Below are 22,096 nucleotides of genomic sequence, written 5' to 3' on the forward strand. Positions count from 1 at the left end.
CTCCTTCAGGCAGTAAAACGTTGATGTTCAGATACGGCGCGGGCCACCCAGACGCGGGCCTGGCCCAGGTAATGGGCAGGATCGAGCAGGCGATCGAGTTCTTCCCCAGACAGTTCGGCACTGACCTGCGGTTCGTCGCCCAGCACCGCACGCAAGTGACGCCGCTCGGCCACGGCGCGCTGGCAGCATTGCTCCAGCAGGTGGTGGGCGCGGTCGCGGCCCACCCGCTGGGCGAGGACGATGCTCACTGCCTCGGCCAGTACCAGCCCCTGGGTCAGGTCGAGGTTGGCGCGCATGCGTGCGGCATCCACTTGCATGCCCTCGGCAATCACCTGGGCCTGGCGCAACGCACCGGAGACCAGGCAGCAGATATCCGGCAGGGTTTCCCACTCGGCATGCCACAGGCCCAGGCTGCGCTCGTGCTCCTGGGGCATGGCGGCAAACAGCGTCGAGACCAGGCCCGGCACGCGCGTCGCCGCCCCGATCAGCACAGCGGCACCCACCGGGTTGCGCTTGTGCGGCATGGTCGAGGAGCCGCCCTTGCCTGGCGCGGAAGGCTCGAACAGCTCCCCCGCCTCGGTCTGCATCAGCAGGCTGACATCGCGGCCAAACTTGCCCAGGCTCCCGGCGACCAGGCCCAGCACCGAGGCGAACTCAACCAGGCGGTCGCGCTGGGTATGCCAGGGTTGCTCGGGCAAAGTCAGCTTGAGCTGAGCGGCCAAGGCTTCGGCCACCGGCATTGCCTTGCTGCCGAGGGCCGCCAGGCTACCCGAGGCGCCACCGAACTGCAGCACCAGCAAGCGTGGGCGCAGCTCCTGCAGGCGTTGTCGGTGGCGGGTCAAGGCGCCCAGCACACCCGCCAGTTTCATACCCAGGGTCACCGGTGTGGCGTGCTGCAGCCAGGTGCGCCCCACCAGCGGCGTATCGGCGTGCTGCAAGGCCTGGTGCGACAGGGTATCGGCGAGCCTGGCCAGGTCAGCCTCGATCAGGTCGAGGGCCGCGCGCAGCTGCAGGACCAGGCCGGTATCCATCGCATCCTGGCTGGTGGCGCCGAGGTGTACGTAGCGCTCGGCCTCGGGCACGCCACTGGCAATCACCTTGCCCAACGCCTTCACCAGCGGGATTGCCGAGTTGCCAGCGCTGGCAATCGCGTCAGCCAGTGCGCGCACGTCGTAGCGCTCGGCGTGGCAGGCCGCCTCGATGGCCGCGACGGCGCTGTGCGGGACCAGCCCGGCTGCAGCTTCGGCACGGGCCAGTGCCGCTTCGAAATCGAGCATGCCTTGCAGCCGGCCGCGGTCGGAAAATATCTCGCGCATGGCCGGCGCGGTGAAGTAGGCGTCGAACAGTTGGTTGGTCATGCCACGTCCTTAATCATCGTGGTGCAAGTACGCCGCCTGCCTCGGCAGGCGCAGGCTGAACAGGAAGGCTATCGCCATCATCGCCGTCACGTACCAGTAGAAAGTGTTTTCCATGCCCAGGGTCTTCAAGCCCAGGGCCACGTATTCGGCCGAACCGCCGAACGCCGCGTTGGCCACCGCATAGGCCAGGCCCACACCCAACGCACGCACCTGCGGCGGGAACATCTCGGCCTTCACCAGGCCGCTGATCGAGGTGTAGAAACTGACGATACACAGCGCCAGGGTAATCAGCACGAAGGCCATGAACGGGCTGGTCACGGTTTTCAACGCCATCAGCAGCGGCACCGTGAACAATGTGCCCAGGGCGCCGAACAGCAGCATCGAATTGCGCCGGCCGATGCGGTCGGAGAGCATGCCGAAGAACGGCTGCAGCACCATGAACAGGAACAACGCACCGGTCATCACGTAGCTGGCGTTCTTCGCTGTCATGCCGGCGGTGTTCACCAGGTATTTCTGCATGTAGGTGGTGAAGGTGTAGAAGATCAGCGAGCCGCCGGCGGTATAGCCGAGCACGGTGATGAAGGCCGCCGCGTGGTTGCTGAACAGGCCCTTGATGGTGCCGGCTTCCTTGCTTTGACGGACTTCGGCGCTGCTGGTCTCGTGCAGCGAGCGGCGCAACATCAGTGAGATCAGCGCGGCGATGGCACCCACCACGAACGGAATGCGCCAGCCCCAGGCGCGCAGCTCGTCCTCGGTGAGCAACTGCTGCAGGATCACCACCACCAGCACCGCCAGCAACTGGCCGCCGATCAGGGTGACGTACTGGAACGATGCGAAGAAACCGCGCTGGCCGCGCAGGGCCACTTCGCTCATGTAGGTGGCGGTGGTGCCGTACTCGCCGCCTACCGACAGGCCCTGGATCAGGCGGGCCAGCAACAGCAATGCCGGGGCCCAGGTGCCGATGCTGGCATAGGTGGGCAGGCAGGCGATCATCAGCGAGCCGAAGCACATCATCAGCACCGAGATCATCAGGGAATTCTTGCGACCATGGCGGTCAGCGAGGCGGCCGAAGATCCAGCCACCAATGGGGCGCATCAGAAAGCCTGCGGCAAACACGCCCGCCGTGTTCAGCAACTGCACGGTAGGGTCGTCGGAGGGAAAGAAAGCCGGGGCAAAGTAGATGGCGCAGAAGGCGTAGACGTAGAAGTCGAACCATTCCACCAGGTTGCCTGAAGAGGCACCAACGATGGCGAAGATGCGTTTGCTGCGTTCTTCGCCGGTGTAATAGGTTGAAGTCATGGTGAGTTCACTCCTGGAGGGTCGCAGGTAATTCTAGACACACCTGGTAACACGCTCGTTCCGCCTTGGCCTCGTGTCTAAGGTTCGGCCTCTTCGCCGGCATGCCCACACCCACAGCAGGAGGCGTGGTTCCCCTGTGACAGCAGGCATGGCCGCGAAGAAGCCGGTACAGGTCAAACCCGTTCGATGGCCAACGCCAACCCTTGCCCAACGCCCACACACATGGTCGCCAAGCCTTTACGCCCGCCGCTCTTCTCCAACTGGTGCAGCGCCGTCAGCACCAGGCGCGCACCGCTCATGCCCAGCGGGTGGCCCAGGGCGATCGCGCCACCGTTGGGGTTCACTTGTGGCGCATCGTCGGCCACGCCCAGTTCACGCAGCACTGCCAGACCTTGGCTGGCAAAGGCTTCATTAAGCTCGATCACATCGAAATCCGGCACTGCCAGCCCCAGGCGCTCGGTCAGCTTGCGCACCGCCGGCACCGGGCCGATGCCCATCACCCGCGGCGCGACCCCGGCGCTGGCCATGCCCAGGACCCTGGCACGTGGGGTCAGGCCGTGCTTCTGCACCGCCTCGGCCGATGCCAGGATCAGCGCCGCAGCGCCATCATTCACACCCGAAGCGTTGCCAGCGGTGACGGTCTTGTCCGGGCCATTGACCGGTTTGAGCCGGGCCAGGGCTTCCAGGGTCGTCTCCGGGCGCAGGTGTTCGTCGTGCTCGACAACGGTTTCGCCCTTCTTGTGGGCGATACGCACCGGCACGATCTCTTCGGCAAAGAACCCGGCGGCCTGGGCAGCGGCGGCCTTGTGCTGGCTGCGCAGGGCGAAGGCGTCCTGGTCGGCGCGCGAAACCTGGTAATCGTCAGCCACGTTGTCGGCGGTTTCCGGCATCGAATCCACACCGTACTGGCTCTTCATCAGCGGGTTGACGAAACGCCAGCCAATGGTGGTGTCTTCGAGCTTCATGTTGCGCGAGTAGCCGCTCTCGGCCTTGCCCATGACGAACGGGGCACGCGACATCGACTCGACGCCGCCGGCAATCGCCAGCTCCATTTCACCGCTGGCGATGGCGCGGAAGGCGGTGCCGATGGCATCCATGCCCGAAGCGCACAGGCGGTTCAGGGTGACGCCGGGGATGCTCTGCGGCAGGCCGGCCAGCAACAGTGCCATGCGCGCCACGTTGCGGTTGTCTTCACCGGCCTGGTTGGCGCAGCCGAAGAACACCTCGTCGAGCTGTTCCCATTGCACGCTCGGGTTGCGCTCGATCAGCGCCTTCAGCGGCACGGCGGCCAGGTCATCGGCGCGCACGCCAGCCAGTGCGCCACCGAAGCGGCCGATCGGGGTACGAATGGCATCACAGATGAATACGTCGCGCATCAGGCTTCTCCTGCCGCCTGGCCATGCGCCGCGGCGGTACGGGCTTCGAGGTCGCGCAGGGCGGACAGCTCGACTTCGGTGGGTTCGGCGGTGGTCTGCACATCGTCGGCAAAGCGGATCGCCCAGCCAGTGGCAGCGATGATCTGCTCACGGCTCACACCTGGGTGGATGGCGGTGACGACGAACTCGTTGGTGCCGGCTTCCGGCTCCATGATGCACAGGTCCGTGATGATGCCGACCGGGCCGTCGCCTGGCAGGCCCAGACGCTTGCGCGAGTCGCCGCCTTCACCGTGGCCAACCGAGGTGATGAAATCCAGCTTGTCGACGAAGGCACGCGGAGACTGCTTGAGGATGATCAGCACCTGCTTGGCGGAACCGGCGATCTCCGGTGCGCCGCCGGCACCCGGCAGGCGGGTTTTCGGGGCGTGGTAGTCACCGACCACGGTGGTATTGATGTTGCCGAAGCGGTCGACCTGCGCGGCGCCCAGGAAACCGACATCGATGCGCCCACCCTGCAGCCAGTAGCGGAAGATCTCGCCGGTCGGCACCACGGTATCGGCAGTCTCGGCCAGCTCACCGTCGCCGATCGACAGCGGCAGCACGCTTGGCTTGGCGCCGATCGGGCCGGATTCGTAGATCAATACCACGTCAGGCGACGAGGTCAGGCGCGCCAGGTTGGCGGCCTTGGACGGCAAGCCGATGCCGACGAAGCACACTGCACCATTGCGCAGGCGCCGGGCTGCGGCGACGGTCATCATTTCGGAAGTGGAGTAGCTCATTGTGCGGCCTCCGCAGTGCTGGCCAGCCTGGCCTTGAATTCGTTGAAATCGGCAGTGCCGCGGATGTAGGTGTCGATCCAGGCGGTGAACGATTCGCGGCTACGGGCGATCGGGTCCCACGCCTGGTAGAAGCGGTTGTCACGCTCGTAGTAGCCGTGAGCGTAGGACGGGTGTGCCCCACCCGGCACCAGGCACACTGCGCTCAGGGCCCAGGTCGGTAGCACGCAGGCGTTCATCGGTGCCTGCAGGTCGTCGACAATTTCCTCGACGGTGACGATGCAACGCTTGGCGGCCAGGGCAGCTTCCTTCTGCACACCGAGAATCCCCCACAGCAGCACGTTGCCCTTGCGGTCCGCCTTCTGCGCGTGGATGACGGTCACGTCCGGGCGCACCGACGGTACCGCCGCCAGCACTTCACCGGTGAACGGGCAGGTAACGCTCTTGATCAGCGGGTTGACCTTCGGCAGATCGGAACCGGCGTAGGCACGCAGCACCGCGAAGGGCAGGCCGGAGGCACCGGCAACATACGCGTTGGCCAGGTCGGCGTGGCTGTGTTCTTCAATCTCGATGGCATGTGGCCATTGCTTTTCGACGGCATCCCGCAGGCGGTGCAGCGAACCGACACCCGGGTTGCCGCCCCAGGAGAAAATCAGCTTGCTGGCGCAACCGGCACCGATCAGCTGGTCGTAGATCAGGTCGGGGGTCATGCGCACCAGGGTCAGGTCGCGCTTGCCCTGGCGGATGATTTCGTGGCCAGCGGCGGTCGGGATCAGGTGGGTGAAACCTTCCAGGGCGACGGTATCGCCATCCTGGATGAACTGCTTCACGGCCTCGTGAAGCGAGAGAATTGCGGCCATTTGGAGACTCCTGGTCAGGATGCTTCGGTAAGCTCAGATTAAGGAGGCTCGCGGGGGGCTGACAATCCGATAATCGACTATTTGTTCGATTATCGAACCAATTATTGCATCCCTACCTATCTCCTTTCGTTACCGGTAGCGGCCCCTTCGCCGGCAAGCCAGCTGCCACAGGTACGGCGGTCGGCGCACTCGTGTGGGAGCCGGTTTGCCGGCGATCAGGCCGTCACATCAGGTCGCGTCAGCGTGGCTCACCAAACCTTTCACGATCACACCAATGGTCGCCAACCCTGCCGGTACCAGCAGCGCCGTCAGTACCTGCTCGAAACTCCAGCCCAGGCCCAGCAGCGTCGCGCCACTCCAGGCCCCGAGAATCGCCCCGAAACGGCCGATGCCCAGCATCCACGAAACCCCCGTGGCCCGGCCCTGCGTGGGGTAGAAGCGCGCCGCCAGCGACGGCATGGCCGACTGCGCCCCGTTCACACACATGCCGGCAACCAGCACCAGGGTAGCCAATAGGGTGATGTTGCCCAGGCTCTGCCCCACGGCGTAGGCAAACACCCCTGCCAGCAGATAGAAAATGCCGATCACCTTGTGCGGGTTGAAGCGGTCCATGGCCCAACCCACACCGACCGCGCTCAGCACGCCACCGAACTGGAACAGCGCGCCGATGAAAGCAGCCTGCTCCATGCTCGCGCCGCTGTCGCGCATCAGCGTCGGCAACCAGCTGGTCAGCAGATAGACGATGACCAGGCCCATGAAGTAGGTCAGCCACAACAGCACGGTGCCCAGGCCATAGGTGCCGGAGAAGATCACCGCAAACACGTTGCGTGCGGCCACCGCCTTTTGTTCCGGCACGCTGAAGCTGCCCGCCTCGGCCACCACCTGCGGGGCGATCGGCGACAAGGTCTTGCGCACCTTGTCGGTGCCGCGGTTGCGCACCACCAGGAACCGCGCCGACTCCGGCAGCCAGGCCATGAGCACCAGCGCCAGCAGCAACGGCAGCACACCACCGATCACCAGCAGGCTATGCCAACCGTAGGCCGGGATCATCTTGGCGGAAATGAAGCCACCACCGGCCATGCCGAGGTTGAAGCCGCAGAACATGCTGGTTACCAGCAGCGACTTGAGACGCTCGGGCGTGTATTCGGAAAGCAGCGTGGTGGCATTGGGCATGCCCGCGCCAAGGCCCAGGCCGGTCAGGAAACGCAGCACCAGCAACTGGTCGACGTTGGTGGCGTAGGCGGATGCCAGGCTGAAGCCGCCAAACACCAGCACCGCCCCGACCAGTACGCCCTTGCGGCCAAACCGATCGGCCAGCGGGCCGGAGCCCAGGGCGCCGAACACCATGCCGATCAATGCGGCACTCATGACCGGGCCGAGGCTGGCCCGGTCGATCCCCCATTCCTGCGACAGGGCCGGGGCAATGAAGCCCATGGCCGCGGTGTCCAGGCCATCGAGGAAGACGATCAGGAAGCACAGCAGCACCACCCGCCATTGATAGCGGGACAGCGGCTGCTGGTTGATGAACGACTGGACGTCGAGGCTTTTGCCGACGTTGGATTGCACTTGGTTCATTATTGTTATCCAGAATGAGGGCACAGCCACGCCACTGCACACGGTAAACCGGCACAGAAGGCAATCATTGCGAGAAAGCGGCTTGCGTCAGCCTGGATACAACGGGACTGCGCGCGGGTGCGGCCGCGCCAGCGAAGGGACAGTATTCATTGCTAAGTGCCTCTTGTATTTTTCTTGTTCGGTCAGCACGGCCGACCGCTGCGAGAGACATTAATCAGCGGGCGGAGGTGAAGCAATTCGTCGCGAACGACACTGTGCGTTTATCGCACAGGAAAGGGTTTTGCCTGTTCTAAATTTGAAAGCGGCCGTTTTGCGGCGCAATCGCGCGGCTCCCACAGGTTGTCGGGAAATATCGGGCTGGCGCTGACCTGTCGGAGCCAGGCTTGCCGGCAGGCCGGGCGCAAAGCGCCCGCAGCGGGCTTAACCAAACAACTGGTGGCAAAGGTCGCGGCTGGCCGCCAGCAGAATCGGCAGGAAGCGCTGCTCCAGCTCGCTGCGCGTCACCCGCCCCACATGCGTGCTCACGTTCAACGCCGCCAACACTTGCCCCGAAGCGTCATACACCGGTACCGCTATCGAACGCAGCCCCTGCTCCAGCTCCTGGTCGACCACGCACCAGCCCTGGGCGCGTACCTGCTGGATACAAGCGAACAGCGACTCGGGGTCGTGCAAGGTACGGCTGGTGCGCGCCTTCAGGTCGGCGCGCTCGAGGTACTCGCGCAGGCTGGTATCGTCCATCGCCGCCAGCAGGATGCGCCCCATCGAGGTGCAGTAGGCGGGCAAGCGCCCACCCACCGACAGATCGACCGAAATCAGCCGCTCCACCGTGGCTGAGCGGGCTATATAAAGAATATCGTCACCTTCGAGGGTGGCCATGTTGGCCGCCTCGTGCAACTGGTCGCTGATGCGATCCAGATAAGGCTGGGCAGAAATCGCCAGCGGCGTCGATGACAGGTATGCATGCCCCAGCGTCAACACCTTGGGCAACAGCGAATAGGTACGCCCGTCGGTGGTGGCATAACCCAGCTTGATCAGCGTATGCAGGCAACGGCGCACCGCAGCCCGGGGAATTTCGGTGCGGTGGCTGATCTGGGCGATGGTCAGGTGGCGCTTGCGCTCCTGGAAAGCCTGGATCACGGCCAGGCCACGGGCCAGGGAGGTCATGAAGTCCGGGTCACCGGTAAAGGCCTGGATGCGCTTGGCCGGGGAAGCCACGATCGGTGGAGCCAGGGCTGTCGAGACAGATCGTGCCTGCTCTGGAGTGGCCGACTCTGGATTGACGGAATCGTTGGCCAGGGTTTCGTCGCTCATTGCATACCTCAAAAAAATCGCCAGCTCGTGCGATTATCGAACAAACGGCCGATAATCGCAATTGACCGCTGACACTTTTGCTTATACCTTTCTCAGGCCACTTGTGGCTTCTTTGGAGAGACTGGTCAGGTACCCACCGTAGAAGTCCCAGGCAACGGCCTCGCCTTTCAGGCGAGGCCGTTTTTCATTGCATGCCCGCCCCCTCGCACGCCTGTACCGGAACGAACTTTTATCCGCCTTGCCTTTCGAACTTGTACGAAGAGTGCAGGCTATTGTTGGGTAGCGTTCATTAGTTAATGTCAGATATGTCACGGTTGGGTAAATAACGATGTCCGGCGAAATGGCGATTGCTATAATCGCTTGCGCAGGCCATGGCGCTGCCGCGGCAATGAACCTTCCGCTGTATCACGCAAGCGTGGCCAGCACGCATGCGCACACTGCACTGCGCATGACAAACAGTCATCAAACTTAATATCAGGTACTGCATGTGACGAAAGATGAACTGCGCGCAGAACTCGAGCGCCAGGCTGAACGTTACAAGGACGTCTACGGTGGTGAAGTCACGACTTACGCCGCACAACCGGATCCGGAACGCAAACCCTGGCGCAAGCGTGCCAGCGTGCGTGACCAGGCCTTCAGCCAGGAACTGGAACGCATGGAAAAGGAACTGCGCAGCGATAATCCCTGAGCACGGCCTCGCCAGCAGCGGGTCGTCGCCCGGCCAGCCCGGGCACGCTTGATCTTTACCGCCAAGCCGATGAGTGAAATGGAATTACACAAATTTCATACAGCCGTTTGAATGATTCAAAAGCGGCATTTTCCTCATGCTTTTGCCATTTTTTGCCCTGTTTCAAGCGTTTTGGCCGACATTTCCCTGGGCACTCGGCTCCCCGCGCAGATTCAGTTCACCGCCGGAAGGCTGCCATCGGTCTGTAGCAGATGCATCGATTGCCGCGGTTTTCTGGCATAATCCCGCCCCCCTATGACCGCCAGACAACCTTCATGATCGAATTATTCAGCGGACTGGATGCCTGGGTACTGGTGAGCTTGCTGCTCGCCCTGACCTTCGTACTCGCCTTCGAGTTCATCAATGGCTTTCATGACACCGCCAACGCGGTAGCCACCGTCATCTATACCAAAGCCATGCCGCCGCACCTCGCCGTGTTCTTCTCCGGCGTGTTCAACTTCCTTGGCGTTCTGCTCGGCGGTGTCGGGGTGGCCTATGCCATCGTCCACCTGCTGCCGGTAGAGCTGCTGATCAACGTGAACACCGGACACGGCCTGGCCATGGTTTTCTCGTTGCTGGCTGCGGCCATCACCTGGAACCTGGGCACCTGGTACTTCGGCATCCCGGCCTCCAGTTCGCACACGCTGATCGGCTCCATCCTTGGTGTCGGCCTGGCCAACGCGCTGATCAACGACATCCCGCTTGGTGATGGCGTCAACTGGCAAAAGGCGATCGACATCGCCATGTCGCTGGTGGTCTCGCCGATGGCCGGCTTCGCCGTCGCAGCCCTGGTGCTGATCGGCCTGAAGTGGTGGCGCCCGCTGTCGAAGATGCACAAGACCCCCGAACAGCGCCGCAAGCTCGACGACAAGAAGCACCCGCCGTTCTGGAACCGCCTGGTACTGGTGGTTTCGGCCATGGGCGTGAGCTTCGTGCACGGCTCCAACGATGGCCAGAAAGGCATCGGCCTGATCATGCTGGTACTGATCGGTATCGTCCCGGCCAAGTTCGTCCTCGACCTGAACAGCACCACCTACCAGATCGAGCGTACCCGCGACGCCACCCTGCACATGAGCCAGTTCTACCAGCGCAATGCCGCCACCCTGGGCGAGTTCCTGGCGTTGGGCAAGGCCAATGCCAGCGACCTGCCGGAGCAGTTCAGCTGCAACCCGCAACAGACCGAGCCGACCATCGCCGCGCTGCAGTCTTCGCTGCAGGGCGTGACCGACTACCACAGCCTGGATGCTGAAAAACGCGTTGAAGTGCGCCGCTACCTGCTGTGCCTGGACGACACCGCGAAAAAGGTCGGCAAGCTGCCAGGCCTGGAGGCCCGTGAAAAGGCCGACCTGGAAAAACTGCGCAAGGACCTGACCGCCACCACCGAATACGCACCGTTCTGGGTGATCGTGGCAGTCGCCCTGGCACTGGGCCTGGGCACCATGGTTGGCTGGAAGCGCGTGGTGCTGACCGTTGGCGAGAAGATCGGCAAGCAGGGCATGACCTATGCCCAGGGCATGTCGGCGCAGATTACTGCGGCCTGCGCCATCGGCATGGCCAACGTGTTCGCCCTGCCGGTATCGACCACTCACGTGCTGTCGTCCGGCGTGGCTGGCACCATGGTCGCCAACAAGAGCGGCCTGCAAGGCGGCACCGTGAAAACCATCCTGCTGGCCTGGGTCCTGACCCTGCCGGCGTCGATGGGCCTGGCGGCTGGCCTGTTCTGGCTGGCGTCCAAAGCCATTGGCTGAGTGACAACCGCAATGAAAAAGGCGCCTGAGGGCGCCTTTTTCATATCCGCAAACATGCACGCCTGTTGTAGGAGCGGCCTTGTGTCGCGAAAGGGCTGCGCAGCAGCCCCAGGATGGTGAGCGGGAAACGTCTGGTTCAACCGATTGGTTTGCAATCGATGGGGCTGCTGCGCAGCCCTTTCGCGACACAAGGCCGCTCCTACAGGTACAGCGCAGGCCGCGAAGGCCCCGGTACAGGCAACCTACCTTTTCTTGCCCCCCAGCAACGACCCCATCAGCCCCCGCACCAGCTGCCGCCCCAACTGGTTGGCCGCCTGACGCACCGCCGACTTGATCGCCTGCCCGGCCGCACTCTGCAGAAACTCGCCGGCCTTGTCGGCAAAACTTTCCTCGTCCGCCTGGGGCTGTGGTGCCGGCTCTACCGGCTCGCCCTTGCGCTGGCTGAGCATTTCATAAGCCGATTCACGGTCCACCGGCTTGTCATAACGCCCGGCCAATGGGGAAGCCGCAATCAGCGCACTACGCTCGACGGCGCTCAGCGGCCCGATACGCGACTGCGGCGGTGCCACCAACACGCGCTGCACCATCGCCGGCGTGCCCTTTTCTTCCAGCGTCCCTACCAACGCCTCGCCAATGCCCAGCTCGGTCAGCACCGCCAAGGTGTCGAACGCCGGATTGGGGCGGAAGCCATCTGCCACCGCTCGCAGCGATTTCTGCTCCTTGGCGGTGAATGCCCGCAAGCCATGCTGGATGCGCAAGCCCAACTGCGCCAGCACTGCATCCGGCAAGTCCCCTGGCGACTGGGTAACGAAGTACACCCCAACCCCCTTGGAGCGGATCAGCCGCACCACCTGCTCCAGGCGGTCCTGCAAGGCCTTGGGCGTATCGTTGAACAGCAGGTGCGCTTCATCGAAGAACAGCGCCAGTACCGGCTTGTCGGCATCGCCGCGCTCCGGCAACTGCTCGAACAGCTCGGCCAGCAGCCACAACAGGAAGGTTGCATACACCTTGGGTGCCTCGTGCACCAGGCGGCTGGCGTCCAGCAAGTGGATGCGCCCACGGCCATCCGGGTCTGCTCGCAGCAGGTCCTCGAGCTGCAATGCCGGCTCACCGAACAGCGCCTCGGCCCCCTGCTGTTCCAGGGTAGCCAGCCTGCGCAACAGGGCCTGGGTGGAAGCCGTGGTCATCAGTGCACTGTCTTCGCCGAGCAGTTGCGGGTTGTCCTTCAGGTGCGCCAGCAGCGCTTTCAGGTCCTTGAGGTCCAGCAGCAACAGGCCTTCACGGTCGGCCACCTTGAACGCGGCATACAGCGCCGCCTGCTGGCTGTCGGTCAGCTCCAGCAAATTGCCCAGCAGCAGCGGCCCCATCTCGCTGAGGGTGGTGCGTAGCGGGTGCCCGGACTGCCCGGCGATGTCCCACAGGCTTACCGGGTAGGCCTGCGCCCGGTGCCCCAGCCAAGGCATACCGGCGATGCGTTCGGCCACCTTGCCCTGCGGCGCGCCGACAGCGCCGAGGCCACACAGGTCGCCTTTGACATCGGCGGCGAACACCGCCACCCCCGCATCACTGAACGCTTCCGCCAGGTGCTGCAGGGTGACAGTCTTGCCAGTGCCTGTAGCACCCGCTACCAGGCCATGGCGGTTGGCCAGCCTCATCGCCTGCCCGACTGGTTGGCCATCCGGGCCAGCACCTACAACGATGGTCGAAATTTCCGACATCTCTTTAATCCTCTTCTCAAGCTTTGCCTTAGTTCGGCCGATACCAGTGGGTGATATTCGCCTTAATAGAGAGGGACAACCGAAAAGGGACTTTTCGGGATCTTGCACGGCTGCGACGCCACGCGTGCAAACGCCTGATACAACACCTTAGCGGAACCGATTACGCCATGAACAAAAGCCTTCGTTTCAGCCACAAGATCCTTTTGGCCGCATCACTGATCGTGATCCTCGCCTTCAGCCTTTTCACGCTCTACAACGATTACCTCCAGCGTAATGCGATCCGCGCAGACCTGGAAAACTATCTGGCTGAAATGGGCGATTCCACTTCGACCAATATCCGCAACCTGTTCGACGGCCGTATCAAGCTGGTGGAAAACCTGGCACAGAACATCGCCCAGGAGCCGGCCAGCTCCGACACCCTGCTGGGCCAGAACGCCCTTATTTCCAGCTTCCTCACGGTCTACGCGGGCAAGGTCGATGGCGGCTTCAGCGTGCGCCCCGATACGAAGATGCCGGACGGTTACGACCCGCGCACCCGCCCCTGGTACAAAGACGGCATGAATGCCACCGGCACCATCCTGACCGAGCCGTATATCGACATGGCCACCAACAAGATGGTCATCGGCATCATCAGCAAGATCGCCGGCAATGTCGGGGTAGTCGGTGGCGACCTGGCCCTCGACGGCCTGGTGCAGATCATCAACTCGCTGAACTTCGGCGGCATGGGCTACGCCTTCCTGGTCAACGACCAGGGCAAGATCCTGGTGCACCCGGACAAAGACCTGGTGATGAAGTCGCTGTCGGACCTGTTCCCGCAGCACACGCCGAAACTGACCGGTGAGCTGACCGAAGTGCAGAGCGATGGCCAGACCCGCCTGCTGACCTTCACCCCGATCACCGGGCTGCCGTCGGCCAACTGGTACATCGGCCTGTCGGTGGACAAGGACAAGGCCTTCTCGATGCTCAGCACCTTCCGCACCTCGGCCGTGATCGCCACGCTGGTGGCGGTGGTGATCATCATCGGCCTGCTCGGCCTGCTGATCCGTGTGCTGATGCAGCCGCTGCACACCATGACCCGCGCCATGGAGGACATCGCCGAAGGTGAAGGCGACCTGACCAAGCGCCTGCGTATCCACAACCACGACGAATTCGGCATCCTGGGCAACGCCTTCAACCGTTTCGTCGAGCGTATCCACAGTTCGATCCGCGAAGTGTCGTCGGCCACGGAGCAGGTCAACGAAGTGGCGCTGCGGGTGATCAGCGCCTCCAACTCGTCCATGACCAATTCCGACGAGCAGGCCAACCGCACCAACAGCGTGGCCGCGGCCATCAACGAACTGGGCGCCGCGGCCCAGGAAATTGCCGGCAACGCCGCCCAGGCCTCGCAGCACGCCAGCTCGGCGCGGCTGCTGGCCGAAGAAGGGCAACAGGTGGTCGAGCGCAACATTGCGGCGATGAACCGCCTGTCCGACCTGATCGTCACCTCCAGCGCGCACATCGAGACGCTGAACAGCAAGACCGTTAACATCGGCCAGATCCTCGAAGTGATCACCAGCATTTCCCAGCAGACCAACCTGCTGGCCCTCAACGCGGCCATCGAAGCGGCCCGTGCCGGTGAGGCCGGGCGCGGGTTTGCCGTGGTCGCCGACGAGGTGCGCAACCTGGCCCACCGCACCCAGGAATCGGCGCAGCAGGTGCAGACCATGATCGAAGAGCTGCAAGTCGGCGCCCGCGAGTCGGTCGAGACCATGGACCAGAGCCAACGCCACAGCCAGGACAGCATGCAGATCGCCAACCAGGCCGGCGAACGCCTGGACAGCGTTACCGTGCGCATCGGCGAAATCGACGGGATGAACCAGTCGGTGGCCACCGCCACCGAAGAGCAGACCGCCGTGGTCGAAGCGATCAACATGGACATCAACGAAATCAACATGCTCAACCAGGAGGGCGTGGAGAACCTGCAGGCCACCCTGCGCGCCTGTTCCGACCTGGAGCAACAGGCCAGCCGCCTGAAGCACCTGGTGGGCAGCTTCCGTATCTGACCCAGGACCGCGTCGGCTTCTTCGCGGGCACGCCCGTGAATGAGCCGACACCGCTCCCCGCCTTATCCCGCCCAACCCCGATCGAACAAACTATCCTTCTGATAGGTCAACTTTAAGGCGCGTCATCGCCGGCCCTTTACCGCCGGATGACAGACCCGAAGACGATCCCGGAGGGATGCTGATCGTGCACATCGCCGACATCACCATGTTCTACGCCCCCGCCAGCGGCGGCGTACGTACCTATCTTGATGCCAAACACCACCGCCTCGACGCCATCCACGGCGTGCGCCACAGCCTGCTGATACCCGGCGCCAGCGCGCAACATGCCGATGGCATCTACCAGGTGCCCGCACCGCCGCTGCCATTCGGCAACGGCTACCGCTTCCCGGTACGCCTGGCCCCTTGGTGCAACGTACTGCGCAAGCTCAAGCCTGACCTGATCGAAGTCGGCGACCCCTACCTCACTGCCTGGGCTGCGCTGGAAGCAAGGCGCCAGTTGAATGTGCCGGTGATCGGTTTCTACCATTCCGACCTGCCACTGCTGGTCAGCAACCGCATGGGCAACTGGTTCACGCCCAATGTCGAAGCTTACGTCAGCAAGTTGTATGGCAATTTCGACCGGGTCCTGGCGCCCAGCCAGGTCATGGCCGACAAACTGCGCCGGCTGGGCGTGCGGGACGTGCACGTGCAGCGCCTGGGCGTCGACCTGGGCACCTTCCACCCCAGCCGACGGGACCCGCAGCTGCGTGCCGAACTGGGCATTGCCGACACCAGCCGGTTGCTGATCTATGCCGGCCGTGGCTCGCGGGAAAAGAACCTGCCGGTACTGCTCGACTGCATGCAGCACCTTGGCCGCCCCTACCACCTGTTGCTGGTGGGCTCGAACATGCCGGCCAACGTGCCGCAGAACGTCAGCGTGATCGACCACTTCTGCCCTGCCCCGGAAGTCGCCAGGCTGATGGCCAGCGCTGACCTGCTGGTGCATGCCGGCGACCAGGAAACCTTCGGCCTGGTCATTCTCGAAGCCATGGCCAGCGCCACCCCGGTGGTGGCCGTGCGCGCCGGTGCATTCGGCGAGATCGTCAACGAACACTGCGGGCGCCTGTGCCGGCCGAACGATGGCCAGGCCATGGCGGACGCCGTGCGCGAGGCGTTCGAGGCCGGCGTACGCAAACTGGGGGCACAGGCCCGCCGCCATGTCGAACAGCATTACTCCTGGGACAACGTGGTGGCCGGCCTGCTGCAGCACTACCAGGCCGTGCTCGGCCACCAGCCGCAGGCTCGCGCCCATGCTTGAGCCATTGCCAGGTGCGCGCAGCCTGATGCTGGTGCTGCACGATGTGGCCCCCGAGACCTGGCCGGACTACCAACCCTTCGTCCAGGCAGTCGACGCCATCGGCGGCGTGCCCATGACCTGGCTGGTGGTACCGGACTTTCACCAGCGCAACCCCCTGCTGCGCTCGCCCGCCTTCTGCCGTCTGCTCGAACGGCGCCTGGCACAAGGCGACGAGTTGGCGCTGCACGGCTATTACCATGCCGATGACGGCCCGCCGCCGCGTACGCCCGGCGAGTACTTCATGCGCCGCATCTATACCCATGAAGGCGAGTTCTACGCACTCGACCAGCAACAGGCACTGCAACGCCTGCAGCACGGCCTGGCCGTGTTCGGCCAGCAGGGTTGGCCAGTGGCCGGCTTTGTCGCACCCGCCTGGCTGATGAGCGAAGGTACCCGCCAGGCCTTGCGTCAACTGCCGCTGCGCTACACCAGCACGCCGCAGCACCTGTATCGCTTGCCGGAGTTCACCGCGGTCGAGGCCCCAGGCCTGGTCTGGAGTGCCCGCAGCGCCTGGCGCCGCGGCCTGTCACGGTGGGTCTGCGACTGGCAATGCCGGCGTTGGCGCGAGGCCGAAACCCTGCGCCTGGGCCTGCACCCGGTGGACATGCGCCATCGCAGCTCCCGCGACTACTGGTTGAACACCTTGCGCAACCTCCTGGCCCAGGGCCGCGAACCTCTGACCAAGTCGGCCTGGCTGGACCGCAAGGTCGGCGCATGAACCGCCTGGCATGGCTGGGCCTGGCCCTGCTCGGCGCGGTGCTGGTGCCGGCCTTGCTCGGTGGCAGCGGGCTGCTGCCAAGGCTGCAACGCTTCGATCCGAGCTTGCTGCTGACCCTGTTTGGCATGATCCTGCTGTGCTGGGTGATCAATACCCTTCGCCTGCGCCTGCTGCTCGGCCAGCAAGGTGCAAGGCTCGGGCGCCTGCGCAGCCTGGGTGTGGTGATGGCCACCGAGTTCGCCATCTGCACTACGCCCGGCGGCAGCGGTGGCCCGTTGGCGCTGATGGCCCTGCTGGCCCGCGACCGTATCGGCCCGGCGCGCAGCGGCGCGGTTTTCGCCATGGACCAGTTGAACGACCTGGTGTTCTTCTTCTGCGCCATGCTGGCGATTGCCGGCTACGCCTTGTTCCACAGCCTGGGGCGTAGCCAGCAAGGCATGCTACTGGGCAGCGCGTTGCTCCTGTGCACGGCCCTGGCCGGGGTGCTTGGGCTGTTGCGCTACCGGCGCACGGTGATGCGCCTGAATGGCCGCCTGTTGCGCCGCCTGGGCATGAGCCCGCAGCGCAAACGCCGCTGGGCGCGCAAACTGCTGCACTTCATCGATGCCCTGGCGCAAACCTGGCGCCTGCCGAAACGCACGCTGATCCTGGTTTTCACCCTCACCTGCGTGCACTGGGGGCTGCGCTACAGCGTGTTGTACCTGGTGTTGCAGGGGCTGGGGGTGAACCTGGCGTGGATACCCAGCTTTCTGGTGCAGATGCTGTCGCTCAGCGCTGGCCAGTTCAGCCTGCTGCCGGGCGGTGCCGGTGCCGCCGAGCTGACCTCGGCGAGCCTGCTGACACCCTTGGTGGGCAGCTCGACCGCGGCGGCGGCGATCGTGATATGGCGGGCGGTTACCTACTACTTCTACCTGTTGGCGGGTGGGCCGGTATTCGTGTTTCTGCTGGCGCGGCCGTTGCTGGAGCGCTGGCGGCGGCGTCAGCTTGGTTGAGCTGCTGCCAGAGTTCGGCGGCGCCGGGGAACTCGGTGCCGTCGGTATCGGCCAGGGCTGCGGGGTCGTAGCGGGCCAGGCAGCCTTCGCCGAGGGTCGGTGGGGCGGCGGCGGTGGGTTGGTTGCGCTGCTTGGTCATTGATGTTCCCTCCAGGATTAGCGGGGGCGCGTTGCGCCCCATCGCGACACAAGGCCGCTCCTGCAAGAAATCGCGTTCCGCCATTGCGTCGCGCATCTCTTGCAGGAGCGGCCTTGTGTGGCGATGGGCTGCAAAGCAGCCCCAGGGTATCCCGACAACCCAGTTGTCTCAGTCGAATACCACGGTCTTGTTGCCATGCACCAGCACGCGGTCTTCCAGGTGATAGCGCAGGCCACGGGCCAACACCATCTTTTCCACGTCACGGCCAAAGCGAACCATGTCATCGATGCTGTCGGCATGGCTGACGCGCACCACGTCCTGTTCGATGATCGGGCCAGCATCGAGCTCCTCGGTGACGTAGTGGCAGGTCGCGCCGATCAGCTTGACGCCGCGCAGCGCAGCCTGGTGGTAAGGCTTGGCGCCGACGAACGACGGCAGGAAGCTGTGGTGGATGTTGATCACCTTCTCGGCATAGTCCTGGCACAGTTGCGGCGGCAGGATCTGCATGTAGCGAGCCAGCACCACCACATCGGCAGCGTGCTCCTGCACCAGGCGCGACACTTCGGCGAATGCCGGGGCCTTGTCCTTGGGGTCGACCGGTACATGGAAGAACGGAATGCCATGCCATTCGACCATGCTGCGCAGGTCGTTATGGTTGGAGATTACACAGGGGATCTCGCAGTCCAGTTCATCGGTGTGCCAGCGGTGCAGCAGGTCGGCCAGGCAGTGCGATTCGCGGCTGGCCATCAGCACCACGCGCTTTTTCTGCGCCGAGTCGGTAATCCGCCAGGTCATGGAGAATTCTTCGGCGATCGGCGCAAACGCTTCGCGGAAGGCCTCGATACCGAACGGCAGCGATTCGGCGCGAATTTCATGACGCATGAAGAACCAGCCACTCTGCTCATCGGAGTGATGGCTGGCTTCGTTGATCCAGCCATTGTACAAGGCCAGGAAATTACTGACTTTCGCCACGATGCCAACACGGTCGGGGCAGGCGATCACCAGACGATAGGTGCGCATGAATGAGACTCCAGAACTTCGCAAAGGCGCCCATTCTAGCGGCCCGCCAGCAAAAACGCAGTATTGATCGCAGCCGCCCGGGATTGTGAGCCTTGCCCTGCGCGCTGTGCACAGCATCTGACAGACAGGACAAATGCAGGGGTTAAATGTAAATTTTTGTTCACCTAGAGAAATGTTGTCACAGCTTAATTAACAGTTAACCGCCCAATAATATATTTACTTGAGCGGATCGCCTGTCTATTATTGGCCCACACATTTCTGAACACGCATTAAGGAACACTCCATGTCCCTGATCAACGAATACCGCGCCACCGAAGAAGCCATCAAGGAACTTCAAGCTCGCCTGGCCAATCTGTCGCAGGATGACAAGCTGAAGAAAGAACTGGAGTTCGAAGGCAAACTGCGCAACCTGATGGGCGAATACTCCAAGTCGCTGCGCGACGTGATTGCCCTGCTCGACCCCGATTCGAAACTGAGCAAAGCGCCTCGCGGTGCCGTCAAGACTACCGCCACCAAGCGTGCGCGCAAGGTCAAGCAATACAAGAACCCACACAACAATGAAGTGATTGAAACCAAAGGCGGCAACCACAAGACCCTGAAAGAGTGGAAAGCCAAATGGGGTGGCGATGTGGTTGAAAGCTGGGCGACCCTGCTAGACTGATTGTCCATCTACGCTTATTGCTTATCGCAGCAACAACGCCGGCACCCTGCCGGCGTTTTTGTTTGCCTGTGTTTTCCCTGGTACTCAGCCAATGGCAAACCTGGCCTGCAACTGCCGGGCGTGCTCATGCCAGGCCTCCAGCACACGCCGCCCCGCCTCGTCAGCGCCCGCCCAGGCCTGCTGGCGCGCCTGCTCGAAGTCGCCCAGGGTATTCGGCGCGCCCCATTTCGGGTCGCTCAGGCGCTGCTGGCAGAAGCTGAACCAGCGTTGCCGCTCTTCGCTGCTCAAGGTGTCGGGGAAGTTGCGCGCCCGGTAGCGGAACAACAATTCCGGCAAGCGCGGGTCGTCGAACATCCAGTGCCCACGGCCCAATTGCGCAGGCTCCAGCGCACGAACTTGCTCGCATAAGCGGCGGTCACGGTCGCCGAAAAATCCTTCATACAACTGTTGTTCCGGGTCATCGTTCGGGGCGAAGTCTTCCTGGCCGTAGATGTGTTCCAGTTTGTCTTGCCATTGCAACTGTTGCCTGGCCAGTTCTTCGCCGCGCAATTGCAACGAGGCCAAGTCCAGGCCCAGCCGTTGTTGATCGGCCGGGCGCAGTACCGACAGTGGTGCCAGTACCGGGCAGCGGTTGATCTGCACCAGTTTCAACGGCACGGGTAGTTCACCCTCGGCCAGTTGTTCATGGCGGGTATACAAGCGCTGGCGTAGAACTTCAGCACTTTCCCGTATTAAAGGTAGGGTTTCCTGATGCAAGTCGCAGACAACCAGCGCATTGCGATTACGCGGGTGCCACGCCAGTGGCAAAACGACACCCAGGTAGTTGCGGGCCGCTGAAAAGCGCCCGGATATATGTACCAGCGGTTGCAGCAAACGGACCTGTTCCATGACTTTATGCTTGCTGCGCAACTGGAACAGCCATTCATACAACTTCGGCTGTTTCTGGCGTATCAGACGGGCCAGGGCGATGGTTGCCCGCACGTCGGAAAGTGCTTCGTGGGCATGACCGTGGTCGATGCCATTGGCCTTGCTCAGCAGTTCCAGGCGCAGGCTGACACGCCCGTCCTGCTGCGGCCATTCGATACCGTCAGGGCGCAGGGCATACGCCGTGCGCACGATGTCGATGAGGTCCCAGCGGCTGTTGCCGCCCTGCCATTCACGGCCATAGGGGTCGAAGAAGTTGCGGTACAGGCTGTAGCGGGTCACTTCGTCGTCGAAGCGCAGGGTGTTGTAGCCAGCACCACAGGTGCCTGGCTGGGCCAGTTGCTCATGCACCCGGGTCATGAATTCGGCTTCGCATAGCCCTTGCTCAGCCAGCTGCTGCGGGGTGATGCCGGTTACCAGGCAGGCAGCCGGGTGCGGCAGGATGTCGTCGGAGGGCCGGCAATAAAGGCTGATCGGCTCGTCGATTTCATTGAGGTCGAAGTCGGTGCGCACACCGGCCACCTGCAACGGCCGGTCGCAGCGCGGGTTGATGCCGGTGGTTTCGTAGTCGTGCCAGAAAATGCTGGAGGTCACGGGGTCGTCCTGTATCGAGGTCGACCGATTCTAACGCAGCCTCAGACCGAAGCGTCGGCGGGAAGAAAACTGAAATAGTCGCGCAACGAAGCGACGAATTCATCGTACTCGCGGGGCGTTTGCAGCAGCATGAAACCGGAATCGTAATGGCCGGGCGTCTGGTCTTCGCGGCACCACAGGCAACTGGCAGTCAGGTTGACGAACTGATGCCCGCCGCCGAGCAACGGCAAGCGCAATTGCAATTCGTAGTCGGGCCCTACCAGCACCGGCAGTTGGCTGATCAGCATCAGCCCGTCCTCGGAGGCGTTACCCAACTGGCCGATGAGCTGGCCGGTAAAGCGATTGAACACCTTGAGAACACAGGGCAGCTGGTGTCGTTCTATGTAGCGCTTGTTGAACATGATCGCAGTGCAGTCCGTACCCAGGGGCCAGGAATACGATGAACTGGCGGTTGTTGTAACAGCTGATTTACAGATTAGCGCAGCGCACGCAGCAAATCCCGTGAAATAAATCACACCTTGGTGTTAACGCCAAGGTGCGCTCTGCACCGGGCTGGCCACAGCTGCTTCGCCGCGCAGGTGGCCCAGTTTTTCCAGGGTCTGCAGGCGCGCCTGGGCGCGATAGGCATACTCGTTGCCCGGATACTGCTGGATCAGGTACTGGTAGGTCTGCGCAGCATCCACGTACAGCGCCTGGCGCTCCAGGCACTGGCCACGCAGCAGCGACACCTCGGGGTGGATGAACGGCCGCGCACGGCTGGTGCGGTCGACTTGCGACAACTCGAGCATGACCCGCTGGCAGTCGCCGCGGTCATAGGCGCGGTAGGCGTTGTTCAGGTGATGGTCCATCGACCAGCGGGTGCAGCCGACGGCGCTGGCAGCCAGGGCAAAAACGATCAGGGCGCGCATGGGGATCTCCTTTG

At 63.4% G+C, this 22,096-nt stretch carries 19 protein-coding genes and 1 pseudogene; 8 read left to right on the forward strand and 12 right to left on the reverse strand.

Annotated elements, in window-relative coordinates:
* Window positions 1-5 precede the first annotated feature (5 nt).
* The 7 genes from JKP78_RS13835 to pcaR all read right to left on the reverse strand — a co-directional run bounded on the left by JKP78_RS13835 (window position 6) and on the right by pcaR (window position 8,555).
* Window positions 6-1,358, reverse strand: a complete 1,353-nt coding sequence (locus tag JKP78_RS13835) for a 3-carboxy-cis,cis-muconate cycloisomerase (protein ID WP_186685251.1) — start codon at window positions 1,356-1,358, stop codon at window positions 6-8.
* A 9-nt stretch (window positions 1,359-1,367) separates the two neighbouring features.
* On the reverse strand, window positions 1,368-2,657 hold the full coding sequence (locus JKP78_RS13840; protein ID WP_200626828.1) for an MFS family transporter: 1,290 nt from the start codon (window positions 2,655-2,657) through the stop codon (window positions 1,368-1,370).
* Window positions 2,658-2,830: 173 nt separating this feature from the next.
* Window positions 2,831-4,036 (reverse strand): 3-oxoadipyl-CoA thiolase, encoded by a 1,206-nt coding sequence (gene pcaF, locus JKP78_RS13845; RefSeq protein WP_200626897.1) that lies wholly within the window; start codon window positions 4,034-4,036, stop codon window positions 2,831-2,833.
* Window positions 4,033-4,812: a CoA-transferase subunit beta gene (locus tag JKP78_RS13850; RefSeq protein ID WP_186685253.1), complete on the reverse strand. Its 780-nt coding sequence runs from the start codon at window positions 4,810-4,812 to the stop codon at window positions 4,033-4,035. The genes pcaF and JKP78_RS13850 overlap by 4 nt, the downstream gene beginning before the upstream one ends.
* Window positions 4,809-5,669, reverse strand: a complete 861-nt coding sequence (locus tag JKP78_RS13855) for a CoA transferase subunit A (RefSeq protein WP_170032241.1) — start codon at window positions 5,667-5,669, stop codon at window positions 4,809-4,811. Before JKP78_RS13855 ends, JKP78_RS13850 begins: the two co-directional genes overlap by 4 nt.
* 228 nt (window positions 5,670-5,897) lie before the next feature.
* Entirely contained in the window at window positions 5,898-7,244 is a 1,347-nt protein-coding gene (locus tag JKP78_RS13860) for an MFS transporter (RefSeq protein WP_200626829.1), read from the reverse strand.
* Between the two features lie 420 nt (window positions 7,245-7,664).
* Complete coding sequence (pcaR, locus tag JKP78_RS13865; RefSeq protein WP_225931900.1) at window positions 7,665-8,555, reverse strand: pca regulon transcriptional regulator PcaR; 891 nt, start codon at window positions 8,553-8,555, stop codon at window positions 7,665-7,667.
* A 487-nt stretch (window positions 8,556-9,042) separates the two neighbouring features.
* On the opposite strand from pcaR, the gene JKP78_RS13870 reads away from it, so the two are divergent.
* Both JKP78_RS13870 and JKP78_RS13875 read left to right on the forward strand, forming a co-directional pair.
* A complete protein-coding gene (locus JKP78_RS13870; RefSeq protein WP_063913241.1) occupies window positions 9,043-9,243 on the forward strand; it encodes a hypothetical protein in 201 nt (66 codons plus the stop codon).
* 314 nt (window positions 9,244-9,557) lie between these two features.
* Window positions 9,558-11,030, forward strand: coding sequence for an inorganic phosphate transporter (locus tag JKP78_RS13875; RefSeq protein ID WP_170032247.1), 1,473 nt, complete (start codon window positions 9,558-9,560; stop codon window positions 11,028-11,030).
* Window positions 11,031-11,272: 242 nt separating this feature from the next.
* On the opposite strand, the gene JKP78_RS13880 is transcribed toward JKP78_RS13875, so the two are convergent.
* Entirely contained in the window at window positions 11,273-12,748 is a 1,476-nt protein-coding gene (locus tag JKP78_RS13880) for a helicase HerA-like domain-containing protein (protein WP_200626830.1), read from the reverse strand.
* 167 nt (window positions 12,749-12,915) lie between these two features.
* On the opposite strand from JKP78_RS13880, the pseudogene JKP78_RS25455 reads away from it, so the two are divergent.
* The 5 genes and pseudogenes from JKP78_RS25455 to JKP78_RS13900 all read left to right on the forward strand — a co-directional run.
* A pseudogene (locus JKP78_RS25455) lies at window positions 12,916-13,932 on the forward strand (HAMP domain-containing protein); the annotation flags it as partial.
* 93 nt (window positions 13,933-14,025) lie between these two features.
* Window positions 14,026-14,790, forward strand: coding sequence for a methyl-accepting chemotaxis protein (locus JKP78_RS25460; RefSeq protein ID WP_372241584.1), 765 nt, complete (start codon window positions 14,026-14,028; stop codon window positions 14,788-14,790).
* Window positions 14,791-14,965: 175 nt separating this feature from the next.
* On the forward strand, window positions 14,966-16,087 hold the full coding sequence (locus JKP78_RS13890) for a glycosyltransferase family 4 protein (RefSeq protein ID WP_170032256.1): 1,122 nt from the start codon (window positions 14,966-14,968) through the stop codon (window positions 16,085-16,087).
* Window positions 16,080-16,844, forward strand: a complete 765-nt coding sequence (locus JKP78_RS13895; RefSeq protein WP_170032260.1) for a DUF2334 domain-containing protein — start codon at window positions 16,080-16,082, stop codon at window positions 16,842-16,844. The genes JKP78_RS13890 and JKP78_RS13895 overlap by 8 nt, the downstream gene beginning before the upstream one ends.
* Window positions 16,841-17,836: a lysylphosphatidylglycerol synthase transmembrane domain-containing protein gene (locus JKP78_RS13900; RefSeq protein WP_186685261.1), complete on the forward strand. Its 996-nt coding sequence runs from the start codon at window positions 16,841-16,843 to the stop codon at window positions 17,834-17,836. Before JKP78_RS13895 ends, JKP78_RS13900 begins: the two co-directional genes overlap by 4 nt.
* 307 nt (window positions 17,837-18,143) lie before the next feature.
* On the opposite strand, the gene purU is transcribed toward JKP78_RS13900, so the two are convergent.
* The gene (purU, locus tag JKP78_RS13905; RefSeq protein WP_023662871.1) at window positions 18,144-18,995 is read right to left on the reverse strand and encodes a formyltetrahydrofolate deformylase; all 852 of its coding nucleotides are present in this window, start codon (window positions 18,993-18,995) and stop codon (window positions 18,144-18,146) included.
* A 283-nt stretch (window positions 18,996-19,278) separates the two neighbouring features.
* Between purU and mvaT the strand changes: the two genes are divergently transcribed.
* Entirely contained in the window at window positions 19,279-19,656 is a 378-nt protein-coding gene (mvaT, locus tag JKP78_RS13910) for a histone-like nucleoid-structuring protein MvaT (protein WP_170032265.1), read from the forward strand.
* 84 nt (window positions 19,657-19,740) lie between these two features.
* Here the strand turns inward: mvaT and sbcB are convergent, their stop codons facing one another.
* The 3 genes from sbcB to JKP78_RS13925 form a co-directional block, all read right to left on the reverse strand.
* Window positions 19,741-21,174 (reverse strand): exodeoxyribonuclease I, encoded by a 1,434-nt coding sequence (gene sbcB, locus JKP78_RS13915; protein WP_186685263.1) that lies wholly within the window; start codon window positions 21,172-21,174, stop codon window positions 19,741-19,743.
* Between the two features lie 41 nt (window positions 21,175-21,215).
* Entirely contained in the window at window positions 21,216-21,575 is a 360-nt protein-coding gene (locus JKP78_RS13920) for a PilZ domain-containing protein (RefSeq protein WP_186685267.1), read from the reverse strand.
* 123 nt (window positions 21,576-21,698) lie between these two features.
* Window positions 21,699-22,082 (reverse strand): tetratricopeptide repeat protein, encoded by a 384-nt coding sequence (locus tag JKP78_RS13925; RefSeq protein ID WP_170032275.1) that lies wholly within the window; start codon window positions 22,080-22,082, stop codon window positions 21,699-21,701.
* Window positions 22,083-22,096: the final 14 nt, after the last annotated feature.

The sequence above is a fragment of the Pseudomonas sp. LAM2023 genome (assembly GCF_016620375.1).
GTDB lineage: Bacteria > Pseudomonadota > Gammaproteobacteria > Pseudomonadales > Pseudomonadaceae > Aquipseudomonas > Aquipseudomonas anuradhapurensis.